The following is a 25827-nucleotide window of genomic DNA, read 5'->3' on the forward strand; positions in this document are numbered from 1 at the left end:
GGGGCTTCATGGACAAACTTTCCGACACTCTAGGCCGCTTTGGTGGAGTCTATTTGCTGCCCGTGGCGCTTGGGGCGATCGCCTTTGTGCTGATCGGCGCGCCTTCTTCATGGGTGACGCTGACTGTTGCTGGCCTCGCAATGGGCATGATGCTGTTTCTGATGGCCTCCGGGTTGTCGCTTGTTTTCGGCCTGATGGACGTGCTTAACTTTGGCCATTCTGCTTTCGTGAGCTTTGGCGCGTTTGTTGCCGCATCCGTGCTGGCGGGCCTGAGCGGCTGGCTGGACAGCAGTTCTGCGTTACTGGCTTCGGCTGCTCTCGCGCTGGCGCTTCTGGCGGCCATTGCTTTCGGGCTCGCGGTTGGACTGTTCTTTGAAACCGTGATCATCCGACCGGTATACCAAGATCACCTGCGCCAGATCCTGATCACCATGGGTGCATTGATCGTCTCGGAACAGGTCATCCTTGCCGTCTGGGGCGGCACCCCGATCACGGTGCACCGTCCCAGCTTTCTGGAAGGCGCATGGATCATCGGCGATGTCAGTATCGAGATCTACCGCCTGTTCGCATTCACCCTTGGGGCCTGCGTGTTCGTCGGCCTGATGATCCTGCTCAACCGCACCCGCATCGGGCTCTTGATCCGCGCAGGTGTCGAAAACCGCGAGATGGTCGAGGCATTGGGTTTCAAGATTAACCGCTTGTTCATCGGCGTATTCATGTTGGGCAGCGCCCTGGCTGCGCTCGGCGGTGCGATGTGGGCAGGATATGAAACGCTCATCACACCTGCGCTGGGTGGCGAGATGATGATCGTGGTGTTCATCGTCGTGATCATCGGCGGCTTGGGTTCGATCGAGGGCACTTTGCTGGGCGCAATCATCGTCGGCCTAACCGCCAACTATGTGGGCTATCTGACGCCAAAGCTCGCGCTGGCATCGAACATGATCCTGATGATGGCAATTCTGATGTGGCGGCCCAGCGGCCTGAAACCTGCGGTGAAGTGAGACAGATATGAAGCAAACATTCGGGACCATCGCCGTAAAAACAACCATGCTGATCATCGCGGCATTGCTGTTGTTCGCCCCTTTTCTGTTCCAGGACATCCGCGCTCTGGAAGTGGCGGCACGGATCTGCATCTTTATCGTTCTGGTCGCCAGCTACGACTTGCTGATCGGCTATACCGGCATCGTCAGCTTTGCTCATACAATGTTCTTCGGCTTTGGTGCTTACGGTGCGGCAATCGCGCTGAAACAGATGGGGCCGGGTTGGGACGCCTTGGCGCTGGGCACAGTCGCAGGCGTTTTGGTGTCGCTGGTCGTCGCCGCCGCGATCGGGCTGATAAGCTTGCGGGTAAAGGCAATTTTCTTTGCAATGATCACCTTGGCTACAGCTTCGGTGGCACTGGTGCTTGCCTCCCAGCTAAGCCAGCTGACGGGGGGCGAGGATGGCATCACATACCGCACGCCCGATATATTCAAAACCGCGACCAAGCTGATGGTGGATGATGACGGCAAGGTTGTGCGCTGGTTCGGTGTAAAGCTGAACGGCAAACTCGCCGCCTACTACTTTGTTTTCGCAACCTCACTGACCCTGTTTCTGGTCCTGCTACGGATCACTGTGTCGCCGTTAGGAACCGTGCTTAAAGCAATTCGCGAAAACGAGATGCGTGCAGAGGCGATGGGCTACCGTGTGGTGGCCTACCGGACATTTGTATTCTGCCTCGCGGCTGTGGTGGCCTCGCTGGCAGGGTCTGTCTATGCCGTCTGGCTGAAATACACCGGGCCGGACACAGCACTCTCTTTCAACATTATGATCGACATCTTGCTGATGGTGGTCATTGGCGGCATGGGCACGATGTGGGGTGCCGTCGTCGGAGCAGTGCTGATGGTGATGGCCCAGTATTATCTGCGTGATTTGATGGGCGCTGCGTCCGAGGCGCTCCACGGTATTCCGCTGCTGCCCGAGCTTTTGGCACCGGATCGTTGGCTGTTCTGGCTTGGTATCATCTTTATCTTGTTGGTTTACTTCTTTCCGAAAGGGATTGTTGGCACACTGATGCTGAAAGGCGCACGCACGTGAAGGCCCCTCGCTTCGCCTTCGTGCCGGTGATGGACCACGAAATCCATGTCACTGAATGGGGCACACCGGGTGCCCCTGCGCTCATCATGATGCACGGTTTGGCACGCACGGGCCGCGATTTCGACGAGATAGCCGGGGCACTATCAGATGCGTATCACGTGTTATGCCCTGACATGATCGGGCGTGGGCGTTCAAGCTGGGCCACTACACCCGATGCGGAATACACAATTGAATACTACGCTGGTATCGCCACTGACCTTCTGGATTACTACACCCTCGACACCGCAGCATGGCTTGGGACCTCGATGGGCGGACAGATCGGAATGCGTCTGGCTTCGGGCAGTCAGGGTGACAGGCTGAACTGCTTGTTGATCAATGATATCGGGCCCGAAGTGCCGCAATCGGCGATCGAGCGGATCATGTCATACATTGGCAATCCTCCTCATTTCGAAAGCCACCGCGAAGCCGAAGTCTGGCTGCGCAGCGCGTATGCCCCCTTTGGTCCTGCGTCAGATGCGTTCTGGCAACGTATGGCGCGCGCATCACTGCGTCGTTGCGCTGATGGTCGCCTGACGTTGCACTACGACCCACGTATTATCAAACAACTGAACGCCAAAGCAGAAGACCTGGCGACCTGGGACCAATGGGCACGTATTACGGCCCCGACATATGTGATCGGCGGTGCCAAGTCCGACCTGCTTACACCTGATATTTTGCAACGCATGATTACATCCGGCCCGAAACCGGACCACATGTTGTTGGACGATTGTGGTCACGCGCCGACGTTGTCACGCCCTGCTGATATCGGGCACGTTGCCCGGATCCTCGAGGGTCTTATGTGAGTTCTTGATGACTGGAGGGTGTTTGCTACTCGGTGACAGACACCTGCGACGGGTCATGTCAGGCATTGCTGAATTCTTTAGCCGGATGTCTTGAGTACAGATCGAATCGATCACCGCACGATTTCACGCAGCCAGTCATTCGGAACCTCTGCATCGAAACCGGGCTATCACCATCAACCCACGACCCCACTGAATCAAGCATACTGCATTCAAAGCCTGCGCTTTTTTCAGCGCGATATATTTACTTACTAAAACAGTCAGGTTAAAGGCTGCGCACTAAGCGAGCGAACCTCTCCATGAGTAGCCAGCATAAAAGTTGTAGATTCATCGCGAGGGACCCATGCGAAAAATATCATCAAAATCCGACTGCTCGGACAGGCTTGACCGGAAATCCACCTTTGTCGTAGGCGGCTTTGGCGCTTCGCTGGCGATGGCGTGTATGACAACGGGAGCGGCCGCGCAGACGGCCGAGCCGATCATCTTGCCCACGGTTGAAGTCGAGACGACAGAAGAACCGGCACAGCCGCGGCAGACCGCGCGCGCGCCAGCCAAGGCCAAGCCCGCCCCCCGTCGTGCGGCCAAGCCCCGTGTGGCAGCCCCGACAGTCTGTACACCTGCTTTGGCAGGAACACCCGTTTGCGCCGCCGAAGAAGCAGCAGAACGCGAAGCGCAGCGTGTGGCCGCAGCACAAGCGGCAGCAGAGGCCAAAGCCGCAGCGGGCGGCAGCAGCTATGTCGACCCGGACGCACCTTTCAAGGCAAATACACTGGCAAACAGCCGGATGCCCGGTCCGCTCAAAGACAATCCGCGCACCGTTACGGCGATTACCCAAGAGGTTCTCGAGACCACAGGCACGACAAGCGTGCGTGAACTTGCCCGCTCCACACCGGGGATCTCGCTTGGTTTCGGCGAAGGCGGTAATTCATTCGGGGACAACATCTATATCCGTGGTTTCAAAGCTAACAATGACACCTATACCGATGGTGTGCGCAGCCCCGGCACAGGGGTGGCTGAGACGTTCAACACAGAACAGGTCGAGGTCGTCAAAGGCCCTGCCGGTACAGTGGGTGGGCGCGGCACCACGGGCGGCGCAGTTGATGTGATCTCAAAGAGCCCGCAGGATATCGATTTCACCCGCACCGTGACCACGCTGAGCGATGCCTCTACCGTGCGCCAGACCATTGACACCAACAAAGTCATCAACGACCGCCTGCAACTGCGCTTTAACGGCATGCTGCAGGACGGCAACGTTGCCGGTCGTGACAATGCACAAGATGACCGCAAAGGTGCTGCTCTGGCCCTGAAATATCAGGCAACGGATGCGCTGACACTCGAAGGCAATTTGAGCTACACCAAGATCGAGCAGACGCCGGATTGGGGCGTGCCTTTTGTGAACAACGAAGACTTGGGTCTGATTGGTCCGGTCACGGAATTCGGCATTGACCGGAGCACATTCTATGGTGTGCCGGGGCGCGATTTTCAGGTCTACGAAGAGACTGTTGCCACTGTCAAAGGGCAGTACGAATTTGACAATGGTCTGACGCTGACAAACACGTTCAGGGCGTCGCATTCCCTGAATGACTACGTTCTTACCGCACCGAGCAGCCTGAACGACAACGGGTCGACAAACCCTGAAGACTGGCAGGTCGGACTCAGTTTCAAGAGCTGGTATCAGGAGACAGATGTTCTTGCCAACGTGCTTGAGCTTTCCGGCGAAGGCCAGTTGGGCGGCGCGACCCACTCCTATGTCTTTGGTCTTGCGGCCTCACGCGAAGAGATCGAAAAGCTGAGCTACTCCAACCTTAGCAGCGAAGACTATTTGCCGCCCGCAGGGCAGCGCGGCTGTACGGTGAGCGTGATCAATCCTGATCCCATCGCCGAAGGTTGCTGGACAGGGGAGCAACCGCAGCTTGGCACGGATGTGACCGCCACCACGGTAAAGACTGTCTCTCTCTACGCTCTCGACACTCTTACCCTGTCCGAGCGCTGGAAGATAAACGGCGGCCTTCGCGTAGATATGTATGACATCGAACGCTCGGGCGTCAGCGGCGGAGAGGCTTATGAGCTGTCACGTGATGATGTGATGCTGAACTGGAACCTCGGCACGACCTATGCCGTGACAGATCGTCTGAATGTCTACGCAGCGGCGGCGACCTCGACCAATCCGGCGGGTCAAGAGCTTGAAGCCGGTGGCGGTTTCTATGGCGGGCTTGATGTCAACGGATCCGGTCTGGCCCCCGAAGAAAACACCTCGTTCGAGGTCGGAACGAAGTTCAGTGTCACGCCGGACCTTTTGCTGACCGCAGCGCTGTACCAGACGACCAAGGATCAGGCGCGCGAAGATGTTGGCCCCCGTGGTGCCACTGTGACATCCGATACGTTGAAATATCGCATTCAGGGTCTGGAACTGGGCGTCGCAGGCAGAGTGTCCGAGCGGTTGAGCCTGTTCGGCGGGGCAAACTTCATGAGCAGCAAGGTGCTCGAAAGTGCGGACAGCGATAACATCGGGCTTTCGGTGGCGAATGTGGCGCATGAACAGCTGAACATTCTGGCGACCTACCAACTGACAGACAAGCTGATGATCGGTGGCCGGGTCAACTACCAAGGCTCGATCGATCTGGGCAGCGTCGCCGCCAATGGCAGATCCATCCCGGATGCCTTCACCTTCGACCTTCTGGGCGAATACGAGGTGGCCGAAAATGCAACCCTGAAAATGGGTATCACTAACGTGGCAGACAAGACGGTGTACGACGCGGCCTACCGTTCGGGTACGCCTTTCACCTATGTCGCACCGGGTCGCGAAATCTCCGTCTCACTGGACATGAAATTCTGAACCAGACGCAAAACCTGCGGGCAGCCTGACGGCTGCCCGTGCACTTCCAAGGAAAACCTATGCTGATCACAATCCCCTCCGTTCTAAGCAAAGATGACGTCGCCCAAGTGCGCGCGCATCTGGATGCCGCGCAATGGGAAGACGGATCGGCAACCGCTGGCCCGCAATCTGCCGAGGTCAAGCGCAACCAGCAGCTGTCGCCCACGTCCGAAGCGGCGCAAACGCTTGGAAAATTCATCCTTCAAAAACTGACCACAGACCCATTTTTCCTGTCTGCCGCCCTGCCATCGCGGATTTTGCCGCCGATGTTTAACAAATACGAGACCGAAGAGACCTTTGGTGCCCATATCGACAACGCTATCCGGGTAAATCCGTTGACGCAGGAACGCCTGCGCACGGACCTGTCAATGACCTTGTTTCTAAGCGAACCCGAGGATTATGACGGCGGCGAACTTGTCGTCGAAGACCATTATGGCACACAAACGGTCAAACTCCCTGCGGGCGATATGATCCTTTATCCCGCGACCAGCCTGCACGAGGTGACACCGGTCACCCGCGGCGCAAGGGTCTCCTCGTTCTTCTGGCTGCAAAGCATGATCCGTTCCGATGCGAACCGCAGGATCCTGTTTGATTTGGACCAGACCATCCAGTCCCTGACGACAACCATCGGGGCCAACGCCGCCGAGACGGTGCGTCTGACCGGCATCTACCACAACCTTATCCGCACATGGGCAGAGACCTGAATAATGAAGTCATCTACATTTATCTGCGCCGCAGTGGCGGGCATCGTGGCAACCGGCCCCGTGGCCGCGCTTGATCTGGAATCGGTCCGTACGCTGCTTGATCCAGAGACATTCACCGCCCTGTTGGAACAGGCAGAGCACGATGAAATGTCACCCCTTGGCATGTTCATGGCGGCAGACTGGGTTGTGAAATCCGTAATGCTGAGCCTGCTGCTGGCCTCCATCCTGGTCTGGGTGATCTTTCTGGCAAAAGTCATGATCCTGAGATGGGAGCGCGGCGTGCTGCGCCGGCGCTACCGTGCTTTGGACCGCGCAGGTTCGCTGAATGCCGCCAAGGATCTGTTTGCCAAGAAAAAGGGTGTTGTCAGCCAAATGGTCCAGGCTGCCCTGCGTGAGCGCGCAGCGACTGGCGATCAGCCAGAGCTGAAATCCGGCATCAAGGAGCGGGCAGGATCGGAAATCGCCCGTATCGAAGCGGGCGCGGCACGACGCATGGGCTTTGGTGCTGGTGTGCTGGCGAACGTCGGGTCGGTTGCACCCTTTGTCGGCCTTTTCGGCACCGTCTGGGGCATCATGAACAGCTTCATCTCCATCTCCGAGAGCAACACCACCAATCTGGCAATTGTCGCACCCGGCATTGCCGAAGCCCTGTTGGCGACAGCCATCGGGCTGGTCGCGGCGATCCCCGCAGTGATATTCTATAACATCCTCGCAAGAGGCATGGGCGGCTACAAGGTCATGCTGGCCGATGCCGGTGCTCTTGTGGAACGGACGCTCTCGCGTGATCTTGATCTCGCGCCGATCAAGGACGCGACTTTCGATGAGGCACCCGTCGACAAGCCTGTCTTTCGACTGGGGTCCGTTTCAACCTCTGCGGCGGAGTAGGCAACATGGGGGCAAGGCTTCGCGGTGATGACGATGGTGATTTCAGCGAAAACAGCGAAATCAACGTCACCCCTTTCATTGATGTCATGCTGGTTCTGCTGATCATCTTTATGATCGCGGCACCTCTCTCGACTGTCGATATTCCCGTCGAATTGCCTGTGGCCGTGGCAGATGCGCCCGAACGGACAAGCGATCCGGTCTTTATCACCATCACCGAAGACCTTGATCTGGCTGTCGGAGAGACCGAAACAACGCATGACCGGCTCTATATCGATGTCGGGATTGCCACTCTGCAGAAGCGCGACACGAGGATCTACATCCGGGCCGATAAATCAGTGCCTTACGGCGAATTTATCCGCGTGATGAACATCTTGCGGGCTGATGGCTTTCTGAAGGTCGGATTGGTCGGGTTGGACGAGAATGCTGTCGAAGCCGCCGATCCTACCGCCGCAGACGCGACAGTCGAGCCATGAGCCTGACCTACACATCGCGCGGTGCAAAGCCGCTCTTCTGGTGTACCGGCCTCGCGCTCAGCGCCGCGCTTCACATCGGGCTGCCCACGCAAATCCTGAGCAGTCCATCGGCCGAGCCGGAAGCTGTTGACCCGCAGCCCGACGGGATCACCGGTGCCATCATGTTTGACCTGTCGGATATCATCGCGGCCCCTTCTGCGCTGCAAGAAGACAACATCGCGCAGGAAGAAGCCGTCAAAGCGCCCACGGTCACCGAAAGCCCCGAAGCTGTTGAAGCTGCAAAAGCCGCGGAGCAACCACTGCTGAGCCAGATCCCCTATGACGTTGAGGATGAAAGCCTGAAGTTTGGCGTCGCGGCACCAGAGCCGGAAGCAGAGACCGAAGAGGTGGCCGAGGAAGTCGCCACCGAACACGAGCCGGAGCAGATCGAGGCAGAAAGCCAGGTTGGTGCCGAGGACCGTGAGGCGTCACAACAGTCTGTCGCCGGCGTAGAAGCGGAAACCGAAGCGGAAACCGCAAAGGCCGAGAGCGAGGGCCTGACCGCTGAACAGACCGAGGAAATCCGCGAATGGCAGAAGAGCATCGTTCTGTTGATCAGCGGAGCCAAAACCTATCCGGCGAAAGCACGCAGCGACAGGATCGAAGGTGAAGTTCAAATCAAGTTCACCCTCGACCGGTACGGTGCATTACTGTCGACGGAAGTGGCGCAATCTTCGGGATCGTCCATTCTGGACGATGCTGCCATTCAGACTGTTGAACAGTTGGACAAGATGCCGACGCCGCCCAACTATCTAAGCGGCAATGAGTTCACGTTGATCATTCCGCTGCGCTACAGTTTCAGGTGAACCATATCCCGCGTGATCGCATCAATGTTGCGGCACCCGCTTAGCAGCATGGCAATTTCAAGCTCGTCTCTGAGCAAGCGTAGCACGTGGCTCACGCCAAGCTCGCCAGCGACCGCGAGACCGGAGACCACGGGACGACCGATCAAGACCGCCTTCGCTCCCAATGCGAGCGCCACAAGAATATCGACACCGCGCCGGATGCCTCCATCCATCAGCACAGGATAGTCGGGCCCGACCTCCTCGACCACCTTTGGAAGCTGATGGAGTGGTGCTGGTGCCCGGTCCAACACACGCCCGCCATGGTTTGAAACGATCACACCCGCCGCTCCGGCGGCGACGGCCATCGCCGCATCCTGCGGATGAAGGATCCCTTTCAGCAATAGTGGCACTTGCACCGCCTCAACCAGCCAGGCGACATCTTCCCACGTCGGCAGAGCATGCGCGATACGATCAAAGACCATGGACTCCGTACCTTCCAGCGGCGCAAAGCGCGGTCCGGCAAACTGCTGCAAATTGACGGCACTTACGTCCTGAGGCAGTTGAAACCCCGCCTCGATCTCGCGGTCCCGAACCCCTTGCACCGGCGCATCGACGGTCAGTACAAGAACCGCAAACCCGGCCGCCATCGCCATTTTTGCGAGCGCGAGGGTGGTCTCTCTGCTACCCATCCAGTGCAACTGGAACCAGTCGCTGCCCGGCCCTGCAGCGCGCACGTCATTCATGTCCATGCTGCTCTGAGCGCTCAGAACCATTTTGACGGTCTGTGCTTCGGCCCCTTGCGCGGTCGCAACCTCGCCCGCCGGATGCAGCAGCCGATGGTAGGCAAATGGCGCGATCAGGCACGGGGCTGCGAGGGTTTGTCCAAGAAGTTTGACCTCAGTCGAGCCACCGCCCAACGGACGTAGAACGCGTGGCGTTAGAATCGCATTATGAAAGACAGCCTCATTCGCCGACAGCGTTTTCTCATCACCGGCACCGGCCAGGAAATACGCTTGGTGTTCCGGGGTCATTCGTTCCCGAGCAAGCTGGTAGTAGCCATTCAACGTGCGCGGAAGTTGGTCAGGTTCGGGCACTGTGCAATTCAATCCAGTATATCGGTAGCAACTGTCGGATGGCTTCTGCAGACGCTGGGTGCGCGCTGTGGCTTAGCTGAGCCTCCCAAGGGTATAGCATCCAATCGACCGGGCCAAGCCGCAGCCCGCAGAGTCCGCGAACGCAGTGGTGCGGACAAAAGCAACCCTGCAAGCACCGATGGGCTTACCCCAACGACCGTAACAACTCTTGCGAAGGATCACCCGTGGCTGCCGCACCGATGCTGGACTGATAGGCGGCAACCGCTTTGCGACTGTTCGGACCGATCACCCCGTCACTGCCGCCGGTGTCGAAACCGCGTGCCGTCAGGCGCTCTTGCAGGCGGATGCGGTCATCTTTGGTCAGCCCGAACTTATCCGGTGGGAAGCTGGCCCGGATCGGGCCACCGCCCGCGATACGGTCCGCCAGATGGCCGACACCAACCGCATAGCTGTCAGAATTGTTGTAGCGCTTGATTGCATTGAAATTGCCTGTCACGGCAAAGCGCGGGCCACCGGGCTGTGGCTGGATCGTGCGGCCCTGAGGTGCGCCATTGCCAATCTCTCCGCCCCATTTCACTCCCCGGCTCCAACCGTTGCGCGACAGATAGGCCGCGGTAGAGGCCAGTGAATCCGAAGGGTCTTCGGACCAGATATCGCGTCGCCCATCGCCGGTGAAATCAACGGCGAAGGCCTGATAGGAAGTCGGAATGAACTGCGTGTGCCCCATCGCACCGGCCCACGACCCTTTCAGCATGGAGGCAGAGGTATCGCCGCGTTGCAGGATCTTGAGCGCCGCGATCAACTGTTTCTCGAAAAAAACGCCCCGGCGTCCGTCGAAGGCCAGCGTCGACGTCGAAGATATGACCGGCACCGAACCACGTCGTTCGCCATAAAAGCTTTCCAGCCCCCAGATGGCCGCGACGATCTCGGCGTCCACGCCGTAGCGGGCTTCCACTGCGGCAAGCGTGTTGCGATGGCGTGCAAAGGCTGCACGCCCCTTGGCCACACGTTCGTCCGAGGCCGCAATGGCGAGGTAATCCTCCAACGTTCTGGTGAATTCGGTCTGATTGCGGTCGCGTTTGACCACGCCAGGCAGGTATCCCGCGCCGCGAAAGCCCGCGTTCAATACCTCGGTAGATATCCCCTGCCCTGCCGCTCTGCTGCGAAAGCTGTTGACCCATGAGTCATAGCCCGCGTTTGGCACCGGACGCAGGTCTGCGGGCAGGCTGCCCCCTGTGGCATTCGCGACGGACGTCACAGAGCCACCGCCGCAAGCGGTAAGCCCCAAGGCACCAAGGCCCAAAAGTGTTGTTCTGCGTGTAAGGTTCATCTGCTCGATCCCTTGTATGTTTGCCGCAGCCTAGCGCATGAAAAACCCCGCGCAAAGCGGGGTTTTCGGTCCATCAGGTTATCGGCGGAAAGCCGAACATCAGCTACAGGGTCGCAATCATGGCTGGTACAAGGGCACCGTCGACATCGACATCTTGGCAGAGCCATTCTGCACATCACGTGCATGGCTAATATAGATCAGCGTGTTGTTCGCTTCATCGAAAATACGCTTCACCCGCAGGGTCTTGAAGATGATGGAACGGCGTTCGCTGAACACATCTTCGCCTTCGTCGCCGCGTTCAATATCGCCAATGACAATCGGCCCGGTCTGGCGGCAGGAGATCGACGAATTTGATGGGTCTTCGAACCAGTTACCCTTCTGTAGTCTGTCAATGATCCCCCGCTCGAAATAGGCGAGGTGGCAGGTGACACCCTGAACCTCGGGGTCAGATACCGCTTCAACAACGATATCATTTCCCAACCAATCGACATCGACATTGCCAACCTCTTCGGCAGACAGAGGAAGTGCAGCAAAGCTGAGCAAAAACGGGGCGATCAAATGCGCGCGGGATAATTTCATGCGTTCAAACGTCGCAGCGGCGCAAATGGTTCCCTTCCATAGGCGGAATATTGTCGCAGGCTCATAGCTTAGGATTGCCATTCTCCGTCGTAGAACGTAACAAGAACACATGGCTAAATTAACACTTCAGGAAAAGCTCGCGCTGCTGAGCGACGCGGCCAAATATGATGCCTCTTGCGCGTCTTCTGGCACCAGCAAACGCAGCAGCGCGGATGGCAAGGGATTGGGCAGCACCGAAGGCTCTGGCATTTGTCATGCCTATGCGCCCGACGGCCGTTGCATCAGCTTACTGAAAATTTTGATGACGAACTTCTGTATTTACGATTGCGCCTACTGCATCAACCGCGTGTCGTCGAACGTGGAACGTGCGCGGTTTTCTGTAGAAGAAGTCGTGCATCTGACCACCGAATTCTACCGGCGCAACTATATTGAAGGGTTGTTTTTGTCGTCGGGCATCATCCGGTCTCCCGATGATACGATGGCCGATATGGTCCGCATTGCACGCGAACTGCGGCAGGTGCATCATTTTCGCGGCTACATCCACCTTAAAACGATTCCCGACGCCGATCCTGCGTTGATCGAAGAAGCTGGCATGCTGGCTGACCGTTTGTCGATGAACATCGAATTGCCCACGGATGCAGGGATCAAAACCTACGCGCCCGAAAAAAGCCCCGAAGGCATCAGACAGGCGATGAGCAATGTGCGCCTGCGCAAAGAGGAGCTGAAAAAGCCCACGCATACAGGACGCAAAGCGCCGAAATTTGCACCCGCCGGTCAGTCGACACAGCTGATCGTGGGTGCAGACGGGGCCAACGACCGGACGATTTTGCAAAGCTCCACAAGGCTTTATGCTTCCTACAAACTGAAGCGGGTATATTACTCCGCCTTTTCGCCCATCCCGGACAGCACCGCCGCCCTGCCCCTGATCAAACCGCCTTTGATGCGCGAACATCGTCTTTACCAAGCCGATTGGCTGTTGCGCTTTTATGGTTTCGAGGCGGGAGAGATCGCCCCGGAACAGGGTGCCGGCATGCTCGACCTTGAGGTGGATCCCAAGCTGGCATGGGCGCTGGCGAACCGGCATGTGTTCCCGGTAGATATCAACCGGGCCAGCCGCGACATGCTGCTGCGGGTGCCCGGCTTTGGCACGAAATCGGTGTCGCGCATACTGGCGGCGCGGCGTAACGGGGCATTGGGATACGGTGATCTGCGCCGCATCGGGGCTCTGGTGAACAAGGCGAAACCCTTCATCATCGCACGCGATTGGCAGCCCGGCTCGATGACAGATGCGGCGAACCTCAGAGCAAGGTTTGCGCCCCCTGCGGAACAATTGCAGTTGATCTGATGCATACGGTCACCCTGCCCCGGCTCGGCACTTTCGAGGTCTGGCGCGACGCCGCGCGGGCGTTGGCGGCAGCCGGTACCCCCCCGGAACAGTGCAGCTGGCAGATGGAGGGGGCAGCCGCTTCGCTTTTTGATACACCCGACGCGCCTTTGCCGCCCGCAAAACGTAGCGTGAATGTACCAAAGGCCTTTCCGCAATTGGCCAAACAGCTTTGTGCCAGCCGCGCGGCGGGGGCCTTCGATCTGGCCTACCGCTTGCTGGTGCGGCTGTCAGACGCGCCGCGTCTTTTGTCCAACCGTGCGGACCCGGATGTGGCGCAGGCCGAAGCACTGGCCAAGAACATCCGCCGCGACATGCACAAGATGAAAGCCTTCGTCCGTTTCCGCGATGTTACGCCCGAGGGGGCCAACCGGCGGCAATTCCTGTCCTGGTTCGAACCCGATCACCGGATCGAACAGCTGATCGGTGGCTTTTTCATGCGCCGCTTTGGCGATATGGATTGGGTGATTGTGACGCCTGAAATCACCACGCGGTTTGAAGGCGGCAAACTGAGCTTTGAGGCCGTAGAAAGCGCGCGGCTGGACCTCAGTGACGAGACCGAGGAACTGTGGAAGACCTATTACGCGAATATCTTCAATCCCGCCCGTCTGAAGATCAAGGCAATGCAATCGGAAATGCCCAAAAAGTATTGGAAGAACCTGCCCGAAGCCACATTGATCCCCGGTCTGATCGCGCAGGCCGAGGCGAAAGTCGCGGCGATGCAGGAGGCCGCGCCCACATTGCCGCCGATCCGTGCAGGACGTGTGCTTGACCGGCTTCACACAGAATCGGGCGATATTGATGCAGATCTTCAAGGCTGCGCCCGCTGTCCGCTGGCGGGGCCTGCCACACAGGCCGTGCCGGGCGAAGGGCCGATGGATGCCCGCTTGATGATTGTGGGCGAGCAACCGGGCGATCAGGAAGATCTTGCGGGGAGGCCTTTTGTCGGACCGGCGGGACAGCTTTTTGACCAGATCGCGGGCGAAGCCGGGCTGGACCGGCACGCCGCCTATGTCACCAACGCGGTCAAACACTTCAAATACACCGTGCGTGGCAAGCGGCGTATTCACCAAAATCCAAATGCGGATGAGGTCAGCCATTGCCGCTGGTGGCTGGACCGCGAAATTGCGCAAGTGCAGCCCGTGATGCTCGTGGCGCTTGGCGCGACAGCTGCGCTGGCGCTGACGGGGAATGGCAAGAATATCACTGCCCGGCGCGGGCGCGTGGAGAAGGGGCTGGCAGGATTGCCCGTATTCATCACCGTGCATCCATCAGCCGTGCTGCGGCAACCGGATGAAACGAGCCGCAAAGCGCTGCGCGGCGCGCTGCATGCAGACTTGGCGGAAGTCTCGAAGATGATGGCGCAGGTTGCGGTTGCGTCTGGCTAGGCCGCCTTGTCTGTTGTTGTTCCCTTTTCTGCGGGGCGGTTGTAGAGGTTCATCAGCGCAGCCGCTTTTGCACTGCACATTCTACTGACATGTCCGAGAGAAAGCTGGCAGACGTGACACCTGAACGACCTGCACAACCCAAAAAGCCTGACCGCACGACAGGCGTCGCGCATGTTTTTGCGGCGGCGGGCTATTCGGCCGGCGGGTTGCGGCGTCTGTGGCAGGAAACGGCTTTTCGTCATATCACGCTCATTTTGCCTGTTTCAGCTTTGCTCTTCGCCTTTGCCGGGGCCGGATTGATGCAATACGTTACCCTGCTGATCCTGTTCCTCGCCCTTGTCGCGGTGGAGGCATTGAACACGGCGATTGAATGCCTCGTTGATCACCTCGCCCCCGACTGGCAATTGTTCGCACGCGATGCCAAAGACCTCGGCTCGCTCGCCACCTTGTGCCTTTTGCTGGCCACCGGCGTTTATGTTTTAGCGGTCCTTGGCCGCGCCCTGTTCCTCAACTGAAAGACGCACCCATGAACATGCTCAAAATCGTAGCGGTGCCCATGCACCCCGAAGGCCGGAAGTTCGTAGCGATCTTTGCAACCATCACGGTTGCGCTTTGGCTTGTCTGGGCCCCGCTGTTCTGGATTGGCGCGGGTGTGACGGTCTGGTGCTACTATTTCTTCCGCGATCCGGTGCGGGTGATCCCGCAGCAACCGGGGCTTGTGGTCTCGCCCGCCGATGGTGTGGTATCGTTGATCGAAGATGTGGTGCCGACCGCGGACTTGGGGCTGGGGGAGGCACCGCTGACGCGCGTGTCGGTCTTTATGAATGTCTTCAATTGCCATGTGAACCGTGCGCCCATTGCAGGCAAAGTGGCTCATATCGTCTATCATCATGGTAAGTTTCTGAATGCATCGCTGGACAAGGCCAGCGAACATAACGAGCGCAATTCGCTGACCATCGAGGCCCCCGACGGCACTCGGATTGGCGTGGTGCAGATTGCAGGCTTGGTGGCGCGGCGCATCGTGTGTTTCGTGCGCGAGGGGGATGCTTTGGGTATCGGGCATCGGTTTGGATTGATCCGCTTTGGCAGCCGTCTGGATATCTACCTGCCCCAAGGGGTGTCACCTTTGGTGAGCGTCGGCCAAACCGCCGTTGCCGGAGAGACGATCCTTGCCGATCTGGCAAATCCCCGGCAAACGCGCCCCGGCATCGCCGAATGACCAATCCGTCGCGCATCAAGCTGCGGCATATGGTGCCCAGCATGGTCACTGTATTTGCGATCTGTGCAGGCTTGACCTCGCTCCGGATGAGCCTTGAGGGGCATCTGGAGATGGCGCTGTATTTCATCCTTCTTGCTGTGTTTCTTGATGCCGCGGATGGCAAGCTGGCACGGTTTCTGGACACCGCTAGCCCCTTTGGCGCCGAACTGGACACCTTGGCCGATTTCTTCAACTTCGGGATCGTACCGGGAGTGTTGCTCTATAATACCCTCTATCTTGGCACCGATCATTCCAGCGCGGGCTGGCTGGCTACACTGGTGCTGGCAGTCTGCTGCGCTTTGCGGCTGGCGCGGTTCAACCTGTCCAGCAAGTCCCCTGACATTGCGTTGAAGAAAGATAACTACTTTGTCGGTGTCCCCGCCCCTGCGCTGGCCTGTTTGGCCTTGATGCCGATTTTCATGCATCTGAATGGCTGGAAAAACACCGATTGGCCGCTTCTGCGGGCAGCATATATCATTTGTGTCGGGCTGCTCGCCGTCAGCACGGTGCCGACCTATTCAATCAAACACGCCAGCATCCGGCGGTCGCATCTGCCCTTTGCGGTGATCGCGGCAGTGGTATTGGTGGTCTGCCTTATGGTCTATCCCTGGCCCACGCTCATCATCGGGAACTGTCTGTATCTGGCGTCCCTGCCGCTGTCTTATCGGGCGCAGCAGAGACGTAACCTGAGCAAGACGGTAGAGTAGCCTCTAGCCGGGTTTGCCTGACAACATTCCTTCCACAAGGATCTGCACGCGCAGCGCTTCCTGCAAAGTGGCAAGCCTGTGCGGCTTGTCTTTCATCATCAGCGACAGATCATCCAGTTGCGCCCCAAGGCTGACGGCGCGGGGATCGTCGTAGTCCGCATGCAGCAATTCAAATGCACCACCGTCCGACCCTGCATTGAGATAGAACTCCGAAATGCGGCGGCTCGCGGCACTGCCCTTTATGGTCAGCTCCTGCCGGTCCGGCTGAGCGCCCCCAACGCTTGCCATCACCATGACTGGCATTCCCGTTGCATTGACCAGCCGTGCGGCCATATGGGTTTCGCATAGGGTATCATCCGCGGGGTAGTCGGGACGCGCCCAGACCAGGTCGAGCGGGCCAAGAATGCGTTCGGAAAAGAACAGAAAATGCGAGATCACCTCGCGGGTCATCCCACCTTCGGCACGAAAGCGGAGCCAGTCAGCCGCTTTCTGCCAATCACGCGGCCAATGGGCATAGGTCACGATGATATCCACGCCTGCCAACGTACCAAGCGCCCCGGATTGAGCGGCCTGCACCACTTCGGTCAGGGCAGGGCCCGCCGCTTGGGTAAAGTTCACCGCGGCGGGGACGCCGGATGCCTCGATCGCAGCAACCAGGGCGCGGCTTTCTTCGATATCCACGCCGAGAGGTTTTTCAAGAAACACGGCCTTCCCTTGCGCGGCGGCGGACAGCGCATAAGCTTTGCGCGGCACCGGCGGGCAGGCAAGATAGATCAGATCGGCGGCGGCAATAGCCTCCTCTGCGCTGCTGGTCACGCGGGCATCCGGCGCAACGGTACGCGCAAGATCGCAACTTTTCGCATCAGGATCCCAGATCGCCGCGACAGTAAAATCTGCATGCCCCGTCATATGTTCGGCCATGCGCCGGCCCATAATGCCAAGGCCGACGATTGCTGTTTTGATGGTCATGGCGCTATCCTGTCTCTGTCGACTGACTCAAAGATCCACCTGGATGAGACGCGGCGATGATGCAGCAAGGCCTGCTTCCATCGCTTCCTCCAACCCTTCGCAATCCTCAACACGGACGGCATCCACACCCATCGACTGCGCCATCTGCACCCAGTCAAGCGCGGGACGGTCCAGCGACAGCATGTCGATGGCACGCGGGCCGGGGTTGCCGACACCTACGTTGGTCAATTCACCGCGCAAGATCTGATAGGTGCGGTTGGCAAAGATCAGGATGGTGATATCGAGGTTTTCACGCGCCATCGTCCACAGCGCCTGTACCGTATACATGGCACTGCCGTCACCGATCAGGCCCAGAACCTTGCGGTCCGGACAGGCCACCGCCGCGCCGATGGCGACGGGCATGCCATAGCCGATCGAGCCGCCGCAGTTGTTCAGCCATGTGTGCTTTGGCGCGCCCGCCGTATCAGGGAAGAACGCGCGTCCGGTGGTGATCGCCTCATCCACGACGATGGCATTTTCCGGGATAGCACGCCCGATCAGTGCCGCGATGGTGCCAGGGTCCAGCTTGCCGCTGGGGCGCTCCGGCAGGCGTGCTTCAGCCACATGAGCGGGTGCTGTGTTAATTGCACCTGTGCTTGTGACCAGCGCGCCCAGCGCAGCGGACAGATCGGTGGTCGCCTCGGCCAGTGTTGTGATCTCGGCACCGTCGCGGGTCAGCACAGCAGGTTTGCCCGGATAGGCGAAAAAGCCGATGGGCGCACGGGCACCGACCAGTACAATACGCTTGAAGGGGGCCAGCGTCTTGAGCGCATAGTCAATCGGATAGGGTACGCGGCCAATGCTGACCCGCCCTGCCCCGCGCTCCAGCTTGGCATTGGACCATTCCGACAGCAGCTTGCAGCCCGTCTGCGCCGCGATCCGGCCTGCGGCCTCAAGATTGCTTTCAGTCAGGGCGTCCCCGCCCAGCAGCAGCAGGCTTTCGGGGCCATCCAGCGCGGCGGTGGCGGTGTCGAGAGCTTCGCGGTTGAACATCGGCAGTTCAGCGGGCGGCAGCGGGGCGGCAACCACGCCGCCGGGGGTCCACGCAGTGTCACTGGGCAGGATCAGCGTAGCCACCTGACCCGGCGCGGTGTTGGCCGCCTTGACCGCTTCTGCCGCATCCGCCGCCACATCTGCGGCAGAGGTCGAGGTATGCACCCAATGAGAAACGGGTCGTGCGATGCCCTGAATGTCAGAGGTCAGTGGCGCATCCAGCTCGATGTGGCTGGGCGCGTGTTCGCCAACGATGTTCAGCACACCGGAACCTGCTTTCTTGGCGTTGTGCAAGTTGGACAGACCATTGGCCAGACCCGGCCCAAGATGCAGCAACGTGCATGCGGGTTTGCCCGCCATGCGGTAGAACCCGTCTGCCGCCCCCGTTGCCACGCCTTCTTGCAGCGTGAGAACGGAGCGCATGCCGGGGATATGATCGAGTGCTGCCACGAAGTGCATCTCGGACGTACCGGGATTGGAGAAACAGGTGTCGACGCCCGCATCCACCAAGGTGTGAACAAGGCTTTCGGCACCATTCATGGCTTCGGGTGTATTAGATTGGTCGGTCATTTCGGCCCCTTTTCATGTTAAAGACCATGCTCTGCCTTGAGGCGGATAAGGTCAACCAATGCAGCGTCACGGCGTTGCACCAATGTATCTTCGTTTTGGGTTTTCAATTCATCTTCAACGCCTTGCACCAAAGCGTTTTTGAGCTCCGGTGTCAGGCTGGCGGTACCAAGCGCCTGCCAGCGGGCTTCCTGCGTTGGTCCGAGATGATCGAGGTAATGCTGGTAGCCACCGGCACCGCCGCCCAGATGATAGGTCAGATGCGGCCCCATGAACGCCCAGCGCATACCGGGGCCATAAGCGATGGCGCGATCCACGGTTTCCACGTCTGCAATTCCTTCAGCCACCAGATAAACCGCCTCGCGGTAAAGCGCGGAGGTCAGCCGGTTGGCCAGATGCCCCGGCACTTCCTTTTTGACGCGCAGGGTGACGCGGCGCATTTGAGCATAGAAGGCTTCCGCAAGTTCAACCGTGGCCTCGGATGTTGCGCGCCCACCGACAAGCTCGACCATAGGCACCAGATGTGGCGGGTTCATTGGATGGGCCACAAGGATGCGGGCTGGGTGCAATGCCCCCTCTTGCAGATCGCTGGCCATCAATGATGACGTGCTGGAGGCGATAGGGATTTCCGAGCCAATTGTCTCTTCAAGCTGGCGCAGAATGTCCCGTTTCAAATCGATCCGGTCTGGGCCGTTTTCCTGCACAAATTCGACATCTGCCAGCGCCGCAATATCGGTCGAGATATGGGCGGTGGGCGGCGTGCCTGTCTGCGCCAACCCCAGGGTGCGCAGGTGCGGCCAGGCGTCCGCGACAAAATCAGTAACCCGCTGCGCAGTGTCAGGGTCGGGGTCCACCACGGTTACATCCAGACCACGCGCCAGAAACAGGCTGGCCCAGCTCATCCCGATCAGGCCGCCGCCCAGCACCCCGACAGAGCGGAAGTCGCTCATTGGCCAGCGGTTTCCCAGTAAGGCGCTTTCAACTCGCGTTTGAGGATTTTGCCGATGGAGCTGCGCGGCAACTCCTGACGTATCTCGATGCCAGACAACCGCTGGCTTTTGCCCAGCGTCGCATTCGCTGCGTCGCAGATTTCCACATCACTGCGCGTGGCTCCTTCGCGCAATACGACCAGCCCCAGCGGAGTTTCACCCCAGGCTTCAGAAGGGACCGCGATCACGGCGGCATCTATGACGTCCGGGTCAGCCAGCAGGACACGTTCCAGGTCATCGGCGTAGATATTCAAACCGCCTGAAATGATCATGTCTTTCTTGCGATCCGACAGGATCAGATAGCCATCTTCGTCGAAACGCCCCATGTCGCCGGAACGGAAATAGGCGTTGCCGTCCGCATCATGCCACAGATAATCGTGGGTCAGGTCATCGCGGCCAAAATAGCCCGCCATCATCGTCGGCCCGCGCCCGCAAATCTCTCCCACTTCGCCTTGTGGCACCTCTTGGTCGTTTGTATCGATCAGGCGTATCTCGGTGTTGGGTGCGGGTTTGCCCACGGTGTGCAGCTTGTCGGGCGTATCGTCCGCGATCAGCACTGTCACACCGCCGCCTTCGGTCAAACCGTAGTATTCGATCAGCTTGCCGGGGAACCGCGCCAGCACATCCGCCTTCACATCCGCCCTAAGCGGCGCGGAGGTAGAGAATTTGACACGCATCGACGACAGATCGAAATCATCGAAATCCGGCACGTCCATGATGCGTTTGTATTGCACCGGCACCAACATGGTGTGGGTAATCGCCTCGGCCTGGACAATTTCCAGATAGCCGCGCGCATCGAACTTGGGCATCAGATATACCGTCGATCCGCCAAAGAGCGTGGGCAGGAAGGACACGATGGTTGTGTTGGAATAGAGCGGCGTGGATAGCAGCGTGCGCGCGTTGTCATCATAACCATTCGGGGTGACGCGATCCATTTGTGCCGCGCGCATCGCGTGGTTGTGCAAGATACCTTTCGGCGTGCCGGTGGTGCCCGATGAATAGATCAGGTTGAACGGATCCTGCATCCCAATCTCGATCTTGGGGTCAGTCGTCTCGGCCGCCGCCAAAGCGGGCGTTAAAGGATCGAACGCAGCATGATCAAAGTCGATGGCATAGCGGGCGAGGTCCATGCCGGCGATGAAACCTGAGACCAGATCAAGATATTGCTCCGCCACAAAAATGGCCGAGGCTCCGCAATCGCTCAGCATCTTTTGCAGCGCGTCGGGGCTGGCCATAGTGGACAGCGGCGTGACACAGCCGCCCGCCCGCAAAATGCCCATGAACAAACAGGCATAGGTGTCCGAGTTGGGTGAAATCACGGCGATGTTGTCGCCTTTGCGCAAACCCAGCGCCAGCAGCAGATTGGCGACCCGGTTGATCTGTTCATCAAACGCACCCCAGCTCAGCCGGGTATCGCCGCAGACAATGGCCTCACGCTCGGGGTGCTCTGCCGCGCGGGCGCGAATGGCTTCAACAAGGGTAACGGTGGGTGTGAACTCTCCGGCAGGCGGATGAAAGAGCGTCATGAGCGATGTCCTGTTCTGGCCGGTCATACCGGGCGTGCAGGCACCATCATAGGAATCGCGCAGGCGGGAACAAGCGCATCCCCAAACGACGCCGCGTCGAACTGTTAGCTGCGGGTGTAAGTCGGCAAGTGCATCAAGGCATTGCGCAGGGCCTCACCCCACCCCTGCGATACAGATTGATAATAGGGCGTGTCAGCCGTGATCCGCTCTTGCTGGGACACATCAAAGCTGTCGCGTTCGTATATCTGCAGGTCGAGCGGCAGGCCGACGGAGAGGTTCGCTTTGATGGTCGAATCGAAAGACACCATCAGCAGCTTGATTGTGTCCTCAAAACTCATGTCTGCATCATAGGCCCGCACGAGGATCGGCTTACCGTATTTCGCCTCACCAATCTGGAAAAACGGTGCGTCTTCGGTGACTTCGATGAAATTGCCTTCGGGATAGATCAGGAACAGGGTCGGCGCGCCGCCTTTGATCTGGCCTCCCAGAATGACCGAAGCCTTGAAGGCCGAACCCGATGACTGCCCCCCCGGCACGCTGTCGCTGATCACTTCCTTCAGCGTGGCACCGACCAGTCGCGCGACCTGGAACATTGTTGGCTGTTCAAGAATTGTCGGGCTGCGATCCGACGGCACTTTGGAGCGTTCTTCAAGCAGGCTGATCAAGGCCTGTGTGGTGGCCAGATTGCCCGCTGTCATCAGCGTGATCACCCGTTCCCCCGGAACATGCCAAGTGAACATTTTCTTCGTAACCGAAAAGTTATCGACCCCGGCGTTGGTGCGGGTATCAGACATGAAAACAAGGCCGTGGTTCAGACGAAGGCCAACACAATAGGTCATTACGGGTCATCCAGGCAGAGGGGTTCAAAGGCTTTCTGCGTCGCGCTTATCTAGGGGTGAACCCACACCAATACAATCGCGGATTTACCGCCTGACATGAAGGCCGCGCGCGTGAGGGTCTCGTGTGCGTTGCCCAGAAGTCTGCAACAACGTGAGATGGGCTGGCGCTCTGGTCCTCGGTGATTTCTGCTCGCTAGGACCGCACACCTTGCCAAGTACTGGCCGCGAGAAATACCAGCGCTGCGACGCAGACGATGGAGGGCCCTGCCGGCGTGTCGAGCGCATAGGCTGCGTGCAGGCCGGTCACAGCTGACAGACTTCCAATCGCCGCAGCGGTAAGGGCCATTTGTTCGGGTGTGCGCGACAGGGGGCGGGCGGCAGCGGCGGGAATGATCAGCATGGCTGCGATAAGCAACACACCGACAACCTTGATCGCGACAGCCACAGTGATGGCGAGCGACAATGTCAGGATCAGTTGTTCACGCTTGGGCTCAATCCCGCTGGCATAAGCCAGCTCCGCGCTGATGGTGGAAGTGAGCAGCGCTGACCAACGCCAGCCGATCAAGCCCACGACAAGCGCGGCACCTCCCCAAATCACCGCCAGATCGCTGCGTGATACGGCCAGAATATCTCCGAAAAGATAGGCCATAAGGTCAATGCGAATGCCGGACAGGAATGAAACTGCCACAAGCCCGAAGGCCAACGCGGAATGCGCCAGTACACCAAGAAGCGTGTCCATCGCATAGCCTCGCCCGGTCAGAACCGTGACGGTCAGCGCCATCGCCAGCGCGACGGCTACCGCCCCGGCGAAGATGGATATCTGAAGGGCCAGCGACAAGGCCACCCCAAGAATGGCAGCATGGGCTGTGGCATCACCGAAATAGGCCATGCGCCGCCAGACCACAAAACTGCCCAAAGGGGCCGCGGCAAGGGCCACACCGACGCCTGCCAGCGCGGCGCGTGTCATAAAATCATCCAGCATTATTCGGCAGCCTCGGTCTGTTTGTCCTGCGGCGCATGGTCGTGCGTACAGGTGGCATCATGGGTGTGGTCATGCTCGTGCCGATACAGCGCCAGCGCACCACCGGTACCGGTACCGAAAAGCGCGCGGTATTCGGGCGCGGCAGAGACAATTTCGGGCGCGCCTTCGCAACAGACATGGCCATTAAGGCAAATCACCCGGTCCGAGGCCGCCATAACGACATGCAATTCATGGCTGATCATCAAAATTGCGCATCCAGTCTTTTGACGCACTTCTTCGATCTGAAGATAAAAAGCGGCGGAGCCGGGTTGGTCCAGCCCCTGTGTCGCTTCGTCCAGCAACAACAGGTCCGGCGTGTCGATCAGCGCACGGGCCAGAAGCACGCGCTGGAACTGACCGCCGGACAAGGCCGACATCTGACGATGGGATAATCCGGGCACGCCAGCTTTTTCCAAAGCCGCTGTGCAGGCCGCGCGCGTGGTGCCACCCGGAAGGCGCAGAAACCGCTCTACCGTAATTGGCAACGTAGGATCGATGTGAAGCTTTTGGGGGACGTATCCGATCCGCAAACCAGGTTTTCGCGTGATCCGTCCTGACTGGGGTCGTTCTGCGCCGATAAGCACCTTCAGCAACGTGGTTTTCCCCGAGCCATTGGGTCCGACGACCGTCAAGATCTCACCGGGTTCAACTGCAAGGGACACATTGTGCAAAACGTTGTTCGCGCCATAGCTGACGCTGACATTCTCCGTGGCGATCAGGCTCATGTGTCAGCTTTCTCCACACAAACGGGACAGATGCCCTCAGCCTCGAGCACCGTACGTTCTATCTCGAATCCCGTGGCGCGAGCGGCCTCCCCCAGAGCGCCGCGTGCCGGCGAAGATTGCGCCTCTGCCACCGAGTCGCATAGTCGGCAGATCATGAATGCAGGGGAGTGATCGACCCCGGGGTGTGCACAGGCAATAAAAGCGTTGAGGCGTTCAATCTTATGCGCAAAACCGTTTGCGACAAGAAATTCCAATGCCCGGTAGGCGACGGGTGGTTGGGAGCCGAAACCCGCATCGCGCAGCCTGTCGAGCATTTCGTAAGCCCCAATGGCGCGATGCTCTTGCAAGAGTATCTCCAGTGTCTTGCGTCGCACCGGCGTGAAACGCAGACCTTCTGCCGAACAATGTGCTTCGGCAGCAGCGAGGCCAACACTGATGCAGGACCCATGATCGTGTTTCTGGAAACCGATGGATTCCCTGGACACAGACTTTCCTGCCCGGGCGGCACTTGTCATGTTATTTCATTTCCTATACCCAAAATGTAACGTTATATAATCACACGGAGCGGAACATGTCCAGAAACCTCGTTACCCTATCTGTTGCGGCAACCCTGCTTGGGGGTGCCGCGATGGCCGATGTCCCCAAGGTGGCTGCTGATATCGCGCCAGTACATTCGCTGGTAGCGCGCGTGATGCAGGGGGTCGGAGAGCCATCCTTGATCGTAGCTTCTGGAGCAAGCCCGCACGAATACAGCCTTCGTCCGTCCGAGGCTGCCGCTCTGCAGGAGGCAGATCTGGTCTTCTGGGTCGGCCCCGACCTGACGCCTTGGTTGGCTGATGCGATTGAAACACTGGCCAGCGATGCGAAGGCCACAGAACTGCTTGAGGTCGACGGAACGACGGAACTTCTGTTCCGGGAAGGCGCGCTGTTTGAAGCACATGGTCATGGAAATGATGCTGATGGCGAAGGTCACGAGAAGCATGACCATGAGGAGCATGCTAAGGACGAAGATCATGACGCGCATGACCATGAGGAGCATGCTGAAGCCGACGGACATGATGGGCACGATCATGGGAAGCACGACCCGCACGCCTGGCTGTCGCCCGACAATGGCGCTGTCTGGCTGAATGCCATTGCAGCGCAACTTTCTGCGGCTGATCCTGCCAACGCGGGGGCTTACTTTGCCAATGCAGCCGCAGGCCGCGAAGATCTGGCCACACTCACCGCCGAGATCAGTACAATCCTCGACCCGGTAAGGGGCCGCAACTTTGTCGTTTTCCATGACGCCTATCAGTATTTCGAGACAGCGTTCGATTTCCCTGCCTCAGGCGCCATTTCTGTCTCGGATGCCTCCGATCCCAGTCCGGTCCGCATCGCCGAGATTCAGGCACGGGTGGCAGAGCAAGGTGTTAGCTGCGTGCTTTCAGAACCGCAATTCAATCCCGGCATCGTGGCTGCGGTGATGGAGGGATCCGCCGCAAACACCGGGGTGCTTGATCCCTTGGGCTCTGATCTGGAACCGGGGCAAGACCTCTACGCCAACGTCTTGCGCAACCTCGCCACAGCGTTTGCGAACTGCCTCTAAACCTTATTGACCGCGTGCTGCCAATTTTCTTTGGTGGCGCGCGGTACGCCTCTTCGCCTCTTTGGGTTCTCGTAGGTCACAGCTGCGAATAACGGCGTTGGGGTGCGCATTGCTCAGACCGTACAGATACGGCGCGCTACGGTGATACGAATCCACAA

Annotated in this window: 25 protein-coding genes; 14 read left to right on the forward strand and 11 right to left on the reverse strand. The window is 59.0% G+C overall.

Features of this window, described 5'->3' with window-relative positions:
- The first annotated feature begins 8 nt into the window (after positions 1-8).
- The 8 genes from Z945_RS0101220 (at position 9) to Z945_RS0101255 (ending at position 8697) form a co-directional block, all read left to right on the forward strand.
- Positions 9-1001 (forward strand): branched-chain amino acid ABC transporter permease, encoded by a 993-nt coding sequence (locus Z945_RS0101220; RefSeq protein ID WP_025050303.1) that lies wholly within the window; start codon positions 9-11, stop codon positions 999-1001.
- A gap of 7 nt (positions 1002-1008) precedes the next feature.
- Entirely contained in the window at positions 1009-2076 is a 1068-nt protein-coding gene (locus tag Z945_RS0101225) for a branched-chain amino acid ABC transporter permease (protein ID WP_025050304.1), read from the forward strand.
- Positions 2073-2918 (forward strand): alpha/beta fold hydrolase, encoded by an 846-nt coding sequence (locus tag Z945_RS0101230; protein WP_025050305.1) that lies wholly within the window; start codon positions 2073-2075, stop codon positions 2916-2918. Before Z945_RS0101225 ends, Z945_RS0101230 begins: the two co-directional genes overlap by 4 nt.
- A gap of 340 nt (positions 2919-3258) precedes the next feature.
- Positions 3259-5751: a TonB-dependent receptor gene (locus Z945_RS0101235; protein ID WP_025050306.1), complete on the forward strand. Its 2493-nt coding sequence runs from the start codon at positions 3259-3261 to the stop codon at positions 5749-5751.
- A gap of 59 nt (positions 5752-5810) precedes the next feature.
- A complete protein-coding gene (locus Z945_RS0101240; protein WP_025050307.1) occupies positions 5811-6494 on the forward strand; it encodes a Fe2+-dependent dioxygenase in 684 nt (227 codons plus the stop codon).
- A gap of 3 nt (positions 6495-6497) precedes the next feature.
- Entirely contained in the window at positions 6498-7379 is an 882-nt protein-coding gene (exbB, locus tag Z945_RS19210) for a tonB-system energizer ExbB (protein ID WP_025050308.1), read from the forward strand.
- Between the two features lie 5 nt (positions 7380-7384).
- Complete coding sequence (locus Z945_RS0101250; protein WP_025050309.1) at positions 7385-7852, forward strand: biopolymer transporter ExbD; 468 nt, start codon at positions 7385-7387, stop codon at positions 7850-7852.
- Positions 7849-8697 (forward strand): energy transducer TonB, encoded by an 849-nt coding sequence (locus Z945_RS0101255; protein WP_025050310.1) that lies wholly within the window; start codon positions 7849-7851, stop codon positions 8695-8697. The genes Z945_RS0101250 and Z945_RS0101255 overlap by 4 nt, the downstream gene beginning before the upstream one ends.
- Here the strand turns inward: Z945_RS0101255 and Z945_RS0101260 are convergent.
- The 3 genes from Z945_RS0101260 to Z945_RS0101270 form a co-directional block, all read right to left on the reverse strand.
- On the reverse strand, positions 8682-9770 hold the full coding sequence (locus Z945_RS0101260; RefSeq protein ID WP_037970261.1) for an alpha-hydroxy acid oxidase: 1089 nt from the start codon (positions 9768-9770) through the stop codon (positions 8682-8684). The genes Z945_RS0101255 and Z945_RS0101260 overlap by 16 nt on opposite strands.
- Before the next feature lie 184 nt (positions 9771-9954).
- The gene (locus Z945_RS0101265; RefSeq protein ID WP_025050312.1) at positions 9955-11100 is read right to left on the reverse strand and encodes a lytic murein transglycosylase; all 1146 of its coding nucleotides are present in this window, start codon (positions 11098-11100) and stop codon (positions 9955-9957) included.
- Between the two features lie 117 nt (positions 11101-11217).
- Positions 11218-11679, reverse strand: coding sequence for a CreA family protein (locus Z945_RS0101270; protein WP_025050313.1), 462 nt, complete (start codon positions 11677-11679; stop codon positions 11218-11220).
- Between the two features lie 109 nt (positions 11680-11788).
- Here Z945_RS0101270 and Z945_RS0101275 point away from each other — a divergent pair, with 109 nt between their 5' ends.
- The 5 genes from Z945_RS0101275 (at position 11789) to Z945_RS0101300 (ending at position 16416) form a co-directional block, all read left to right on the forward strand.
- Positions 11789-13024, forward strand: a complete 1236-nt coding sequence (locus Z945_RS0101275; protein WP_025050314.1) for a putative DNA modification/repair radical SAM protein — start codon at positions 11789-11791, stop codon at positions 13022-13024.
- Positions 13024-14451, forward strand: a complete 1428-nt coding sequence (locus Z945_RS0101280) for a UdgX family uracil-DNA binding protein (protein WP_025050315.1) — start codon at positions 13024-13026, stop codon at positions 14449-14451. The genes Z945_RS0101275 and Z945_RS0101280 overlap by 1 nt, the downstream gene beginning before the upstream one ends.
- 89 nt (positions 14452-14540) lie before the next feature.
- Positions 14541-14966: a diacylglycerol kinase gene (locus Z945_RS0101290; RefSeq protein ID WP_025050316.1), complete on the forward strand. Its 426-nt coding sequence runs from the start codon at positions 14541-14543 to the stop codon at positions 14964-14966.
- Between the two features lie 11 nt (positions 14967-14977).
- Positions 14978-15670, forward strand: coding sequence for a phosphatidylserine decarboxylase (locus tag Z945_RS0101295; RefSeq protein ID WP_025050317.1), 693 nt, complete (start codon positions 14978-14980; stop codon positions 15668-15670).
- A complete protein-coding gene (locus Z945_RS0101300; RefSeq protein WP_025050318.1) occupies positions 15667-16416 on the forward strand; it encodes a CDP-alcohol phosphatidyltransferase family protein in 750 nt (249 codons plus the stop codon). The genes Z945_RS0101295 and Z945_RS0101300 overlap by 4 nt, the downstream gene beginning before the upstream one ends.
- Before the next feature lie 3 nt (positions 16417-16419).
- On the opposite strand, the gene Z945_RS0101305 is transcribed toward Z945_RS0101300, so the two are convergent.
- The 8 genes from Z945_RS0101305 to Z945_RS0101340 form a co-directional block, all read right to left on the reverse strand.
- Positions 16420-17385 carry a Gfo/Idh/MocA family protein gene (locus tag Z945_RS0101305; protein WP_025050319.1) on the reverse strand — a complete coding sequence of 322 codons (966 nt, stop codon included), beginning with the start codon at positions 17383-17385 and terminating at the stop codon, positions 16420-16422.
- A 27-nt stretch (positions 17386-17412) separates the two neighbouring features.
- Positions 17413-18987, reverse strand: coding sequence for an acetolactate synthase large subunit (locus Z945_RS0101310; RefSeq protein ID WP_241434447.1), 1575 nt, complete (start codon positions 18985-18987; stop codon positions 17413-17415).
- A gap of 17 nt (positions 18988-19004) precedes the next feature.
- Entirely contained in the window at positions 19005-19934 is a 930-nt protein-coding gene (locus Z945_RS0101315) for a 3-hydroxyacyl-CoA dehydrogenase NAD-binding domain-containing protein (protein WP_025050321.1), read from the reverse strand.
- On the reverse strand, positions 19931-21499 hold the full coding sequence (locus tag Z945_RS0101320) for a class I adenylate-forming enzyme family protein (RefSeq protein WP_025050322.1): 1569 nt from the start codon (positions 21497-21499) through the stop codon (positions 19931-19933). The genes Z945_RS0101315 and Z945_RS0101320 overlap by 4 nt, the downstream gene beginning before the upstream one ends.
- Before the next feature lie 104 nt (positions 21500-21603).
- The gene (locus Z945_RS0101325) at positions 21604-22338 is read right to left on the reverse strand and encodes a proteasome-type protease (RefSeq protein ID WP_025050323.1); all 735 of its coding nucleotides are present in this window, start codon (positions 22336-22338) and stop codon (positions 21604-21606) included.
- Positions 22339-22531: 193 nt separating this feature from the next.
- A complete protein-coding gene (locus Z945_RS0101330; RefSeq protein ID WP_025050324.1) occupies positions 22532-23320 on the reverse strand; it encodes a metal ABC transporter permease in 789 nt (262 codons plus the stop codon).
- Complete coding sequence (locus Z945_RS0101335) at positions 23320-24084, reverse strand: ATP-binding cassette domain-containing protein (protein ID WP_025050325.1); 765 nt, start codon at positions 24082-24084, stop codon at positions 23320-23322. The genes Z945_RS0101330 and Z945_RS0101335 overlap by 1 nt, the downstream gene beginning before the upstream one ends.
- Entirely contained in the window at positions 24081-24599 is a 519-nt protein-coding gene (locus Z945_RS0101340) for a helix-turn-helix domain-containing protein (protein ID WP_025050326.1), read from the reverse strand. Before Z945_RS0101340 ends, Z945_RS0101335 begins: the two co-directional genes overlap by 4 nt.
- Positions 24600-24655: 56 nt before the next feature.
- Between Z945_RS0101340 and Z945_RS0101345 the strand changes: the two genes are divergently transcribed.
- The gene (locus Z945_RS0101345) at positions 24656-25669 is read left to right on the forward strand and encodes a zinc ABC transporter substrate-binding protein (RefSeq protein ID WP_025050327.1); all 1014 of its coding nucleotides are present in this window, start codon (positions 24656-24658) and stop codon (positions 25667-25669) included.
- Positions 25670-25827 lie beyond the last annotated feature (158 nt).

It is taken from the genome of Sulfitobacter noctilucae (genome assembly GCF_000622365.1).
In the GTDB taxonomy this organism is placed as follows: Bacteria; Pseudomonadota; Alphaproteobacteria; order Rhodobacterales; family Rhodobacteraceae; genus Sulfitobacter; species Sulfitobacter noctilucae.

Excerpts from the sequence above, each read along its gene's own strand:
- Z945_RS0101220 (WP_025050303.1), top strand. The coding sequence starts at position 9 with ATGGACAAACTTTCCGACACTCTAGGCCGCTTTGGTGGAGTCTATTTG.
- Z945_RS0101225 (WP_025050304.1), top strand. The coding sequence starts at position 1,009 with ATGAAGCAAACATTCGGGACCATCGCCGTAAAAACAACCATGCTGATC.
- Z945_RS0101235 (WP_025050306.1), top strand. The coding sequence starts at position 3,259 with ATGCGAAAAATATCATCAAAATCCGACTGCTCGGACAGGCTTGACCGG.
- Z945_RS0101240 (WP_025050307.1), top strand. The coding sequence starts at position 5,811 with ATGCTGATCACAATCCCCTCCGTTCTAAGCAAAGATGACGTCGCCCAA.
- exbB (WP_025050308.1), top strand. The coding sequence starts at position 6,498 with ATGAAGTCATCTACATTTATCTGCGCCGCAGTGGCGGGCATCGTGGCA.
- Z945_RS0101250 (WP_025050309.1), top strand. The coding sequence starts at position 7,385 with ATGGGGGCAAGGCTTCGCGGTGATGACGATGGTGATTTCAGCGAAAAC.
- Z945_RS0101255 (WP_025050310.1), top strand. The coding sequence starts at position 7,849 with ATGAGCCTGACCTACACATCGCGCGGTGCAAAGCCGCTCTTCTGGTGT.
- Z945_RS0101265 (WP_025050312.1), bottom strand. The coding sequence starts at position 11,100 with ATGAACCTTACACGCAGAACAACACTTTTGGGCCTTGGTGCCTTGGGG.
- Z945_RS0101270 (WP_025050313.1), bottom strand. The coding sequence starts at position 11,679 with ATGAAATTATCCCGCGCGCATTTGATCGCCCCGTTTTTGCTCAGCTTT.
- Z945_RS0101275 (WP_025050314.1), top strand. The coding sequence starts at position 11,789 with ATGGCTAAATTAACACTTCAGGAAAAGCTCGCGCTGCTGAGCGACGCG.
- Z945_RS0101280 (WP_025050315.1), top strand. The coding sequence starts at position 13,024 with ATGCATACGGTCACCCTGCCCCGGCTCGGCACTTTCGAGGTCTGGCGC.
- Z945_RS0101290 (WP_025050316.1), top strand. The coding sequence starts at position 14,541 with ATGTCCGAGAGAAAGCTGGCAGACGTGACACCTGAACGACCTGCACAA.
- Z945_RS0101295 (WP_025050317.1), top strand. The coding sequence starts at position 14,978 with ATGAACATGCTCAAAATCGTAGCGGTGCCCATGCACCCCGAAGGCCGG.
- Z945_RS0101300 (WP_025050318.1), top strand. The coding sequence starts at position 15,667 with ATGACCAATCCGTCGCGCATCAAGCTGCGGCATATGGTGCCCAGCATG.
- Z945_RS0101305 (WP_025050319.1), bottom strand. The coding sequence starts at position 17,385 with ATGACCATCAAAACAGCAATCGTCGGCCTTGGCATTATGGGCCGGCGC.
- Z945_RS0101310 (WP_241434447.1), bottom strand. The coding sequence starts at position 18,987 with ATGACCGACCAATCTAATACACCCGAAGCCATGAATGGTGCCGAAAGC.
- Z945_RS0101315 (WP_025050321.1), bottom strand. The coding sequence starts at position 19,934 with ATGAGCGACTTCCGCTCTGTCGGGGTGCTGGGCGGCGGCCTGATCGGG.
- Z945_RS0101320 (WP_025050322.1), bottom strand. The coding sequence starts at position 21,499 with ATGACGCTCTTTCATCCGCCTGCCGGAGAGTTCACACCCACCGTTACC.
- Z945_RS0101325 (WP_025050323.1), bottom strand. The coding sequence starts at position 22,338 with ATGACCTATTGTGTTGGCCTTCGTCTGAACCACGGCCTTGTTTTCATG.
- Z945_RS0101330 (WP_025050324.1), bottom strand. The coding sequence starts at position 23,320 with ATGCTGGATGATTTTATGACACGCGCCGCGCTGGCAGGCGTCGGTGTG.
- Z945_RS0101335 (WP_025050325.1), bottom strand. The coding sequence starts at position 24,084 with ATGAGCCTGATCGCCACGGAGAATGTCAGCGTCAGCTATGGCGCGAAC.
- Z945_RS0101340 (WP_025050326.1), bottom strand. The coding sequence starts at position 24,599 with ATGACAAGTGCCGCCCGGGCAGGAAAGTCTGTGTCCAGGGAATCCATC.
- Z945_RS0101345 (WP_025050327.1), top strand. The coding sequence starts at position 24,656 with ATGTCCAGAAACCTCGTTACCCTATCTGTTGCGGCAACCCTGCTTGGG.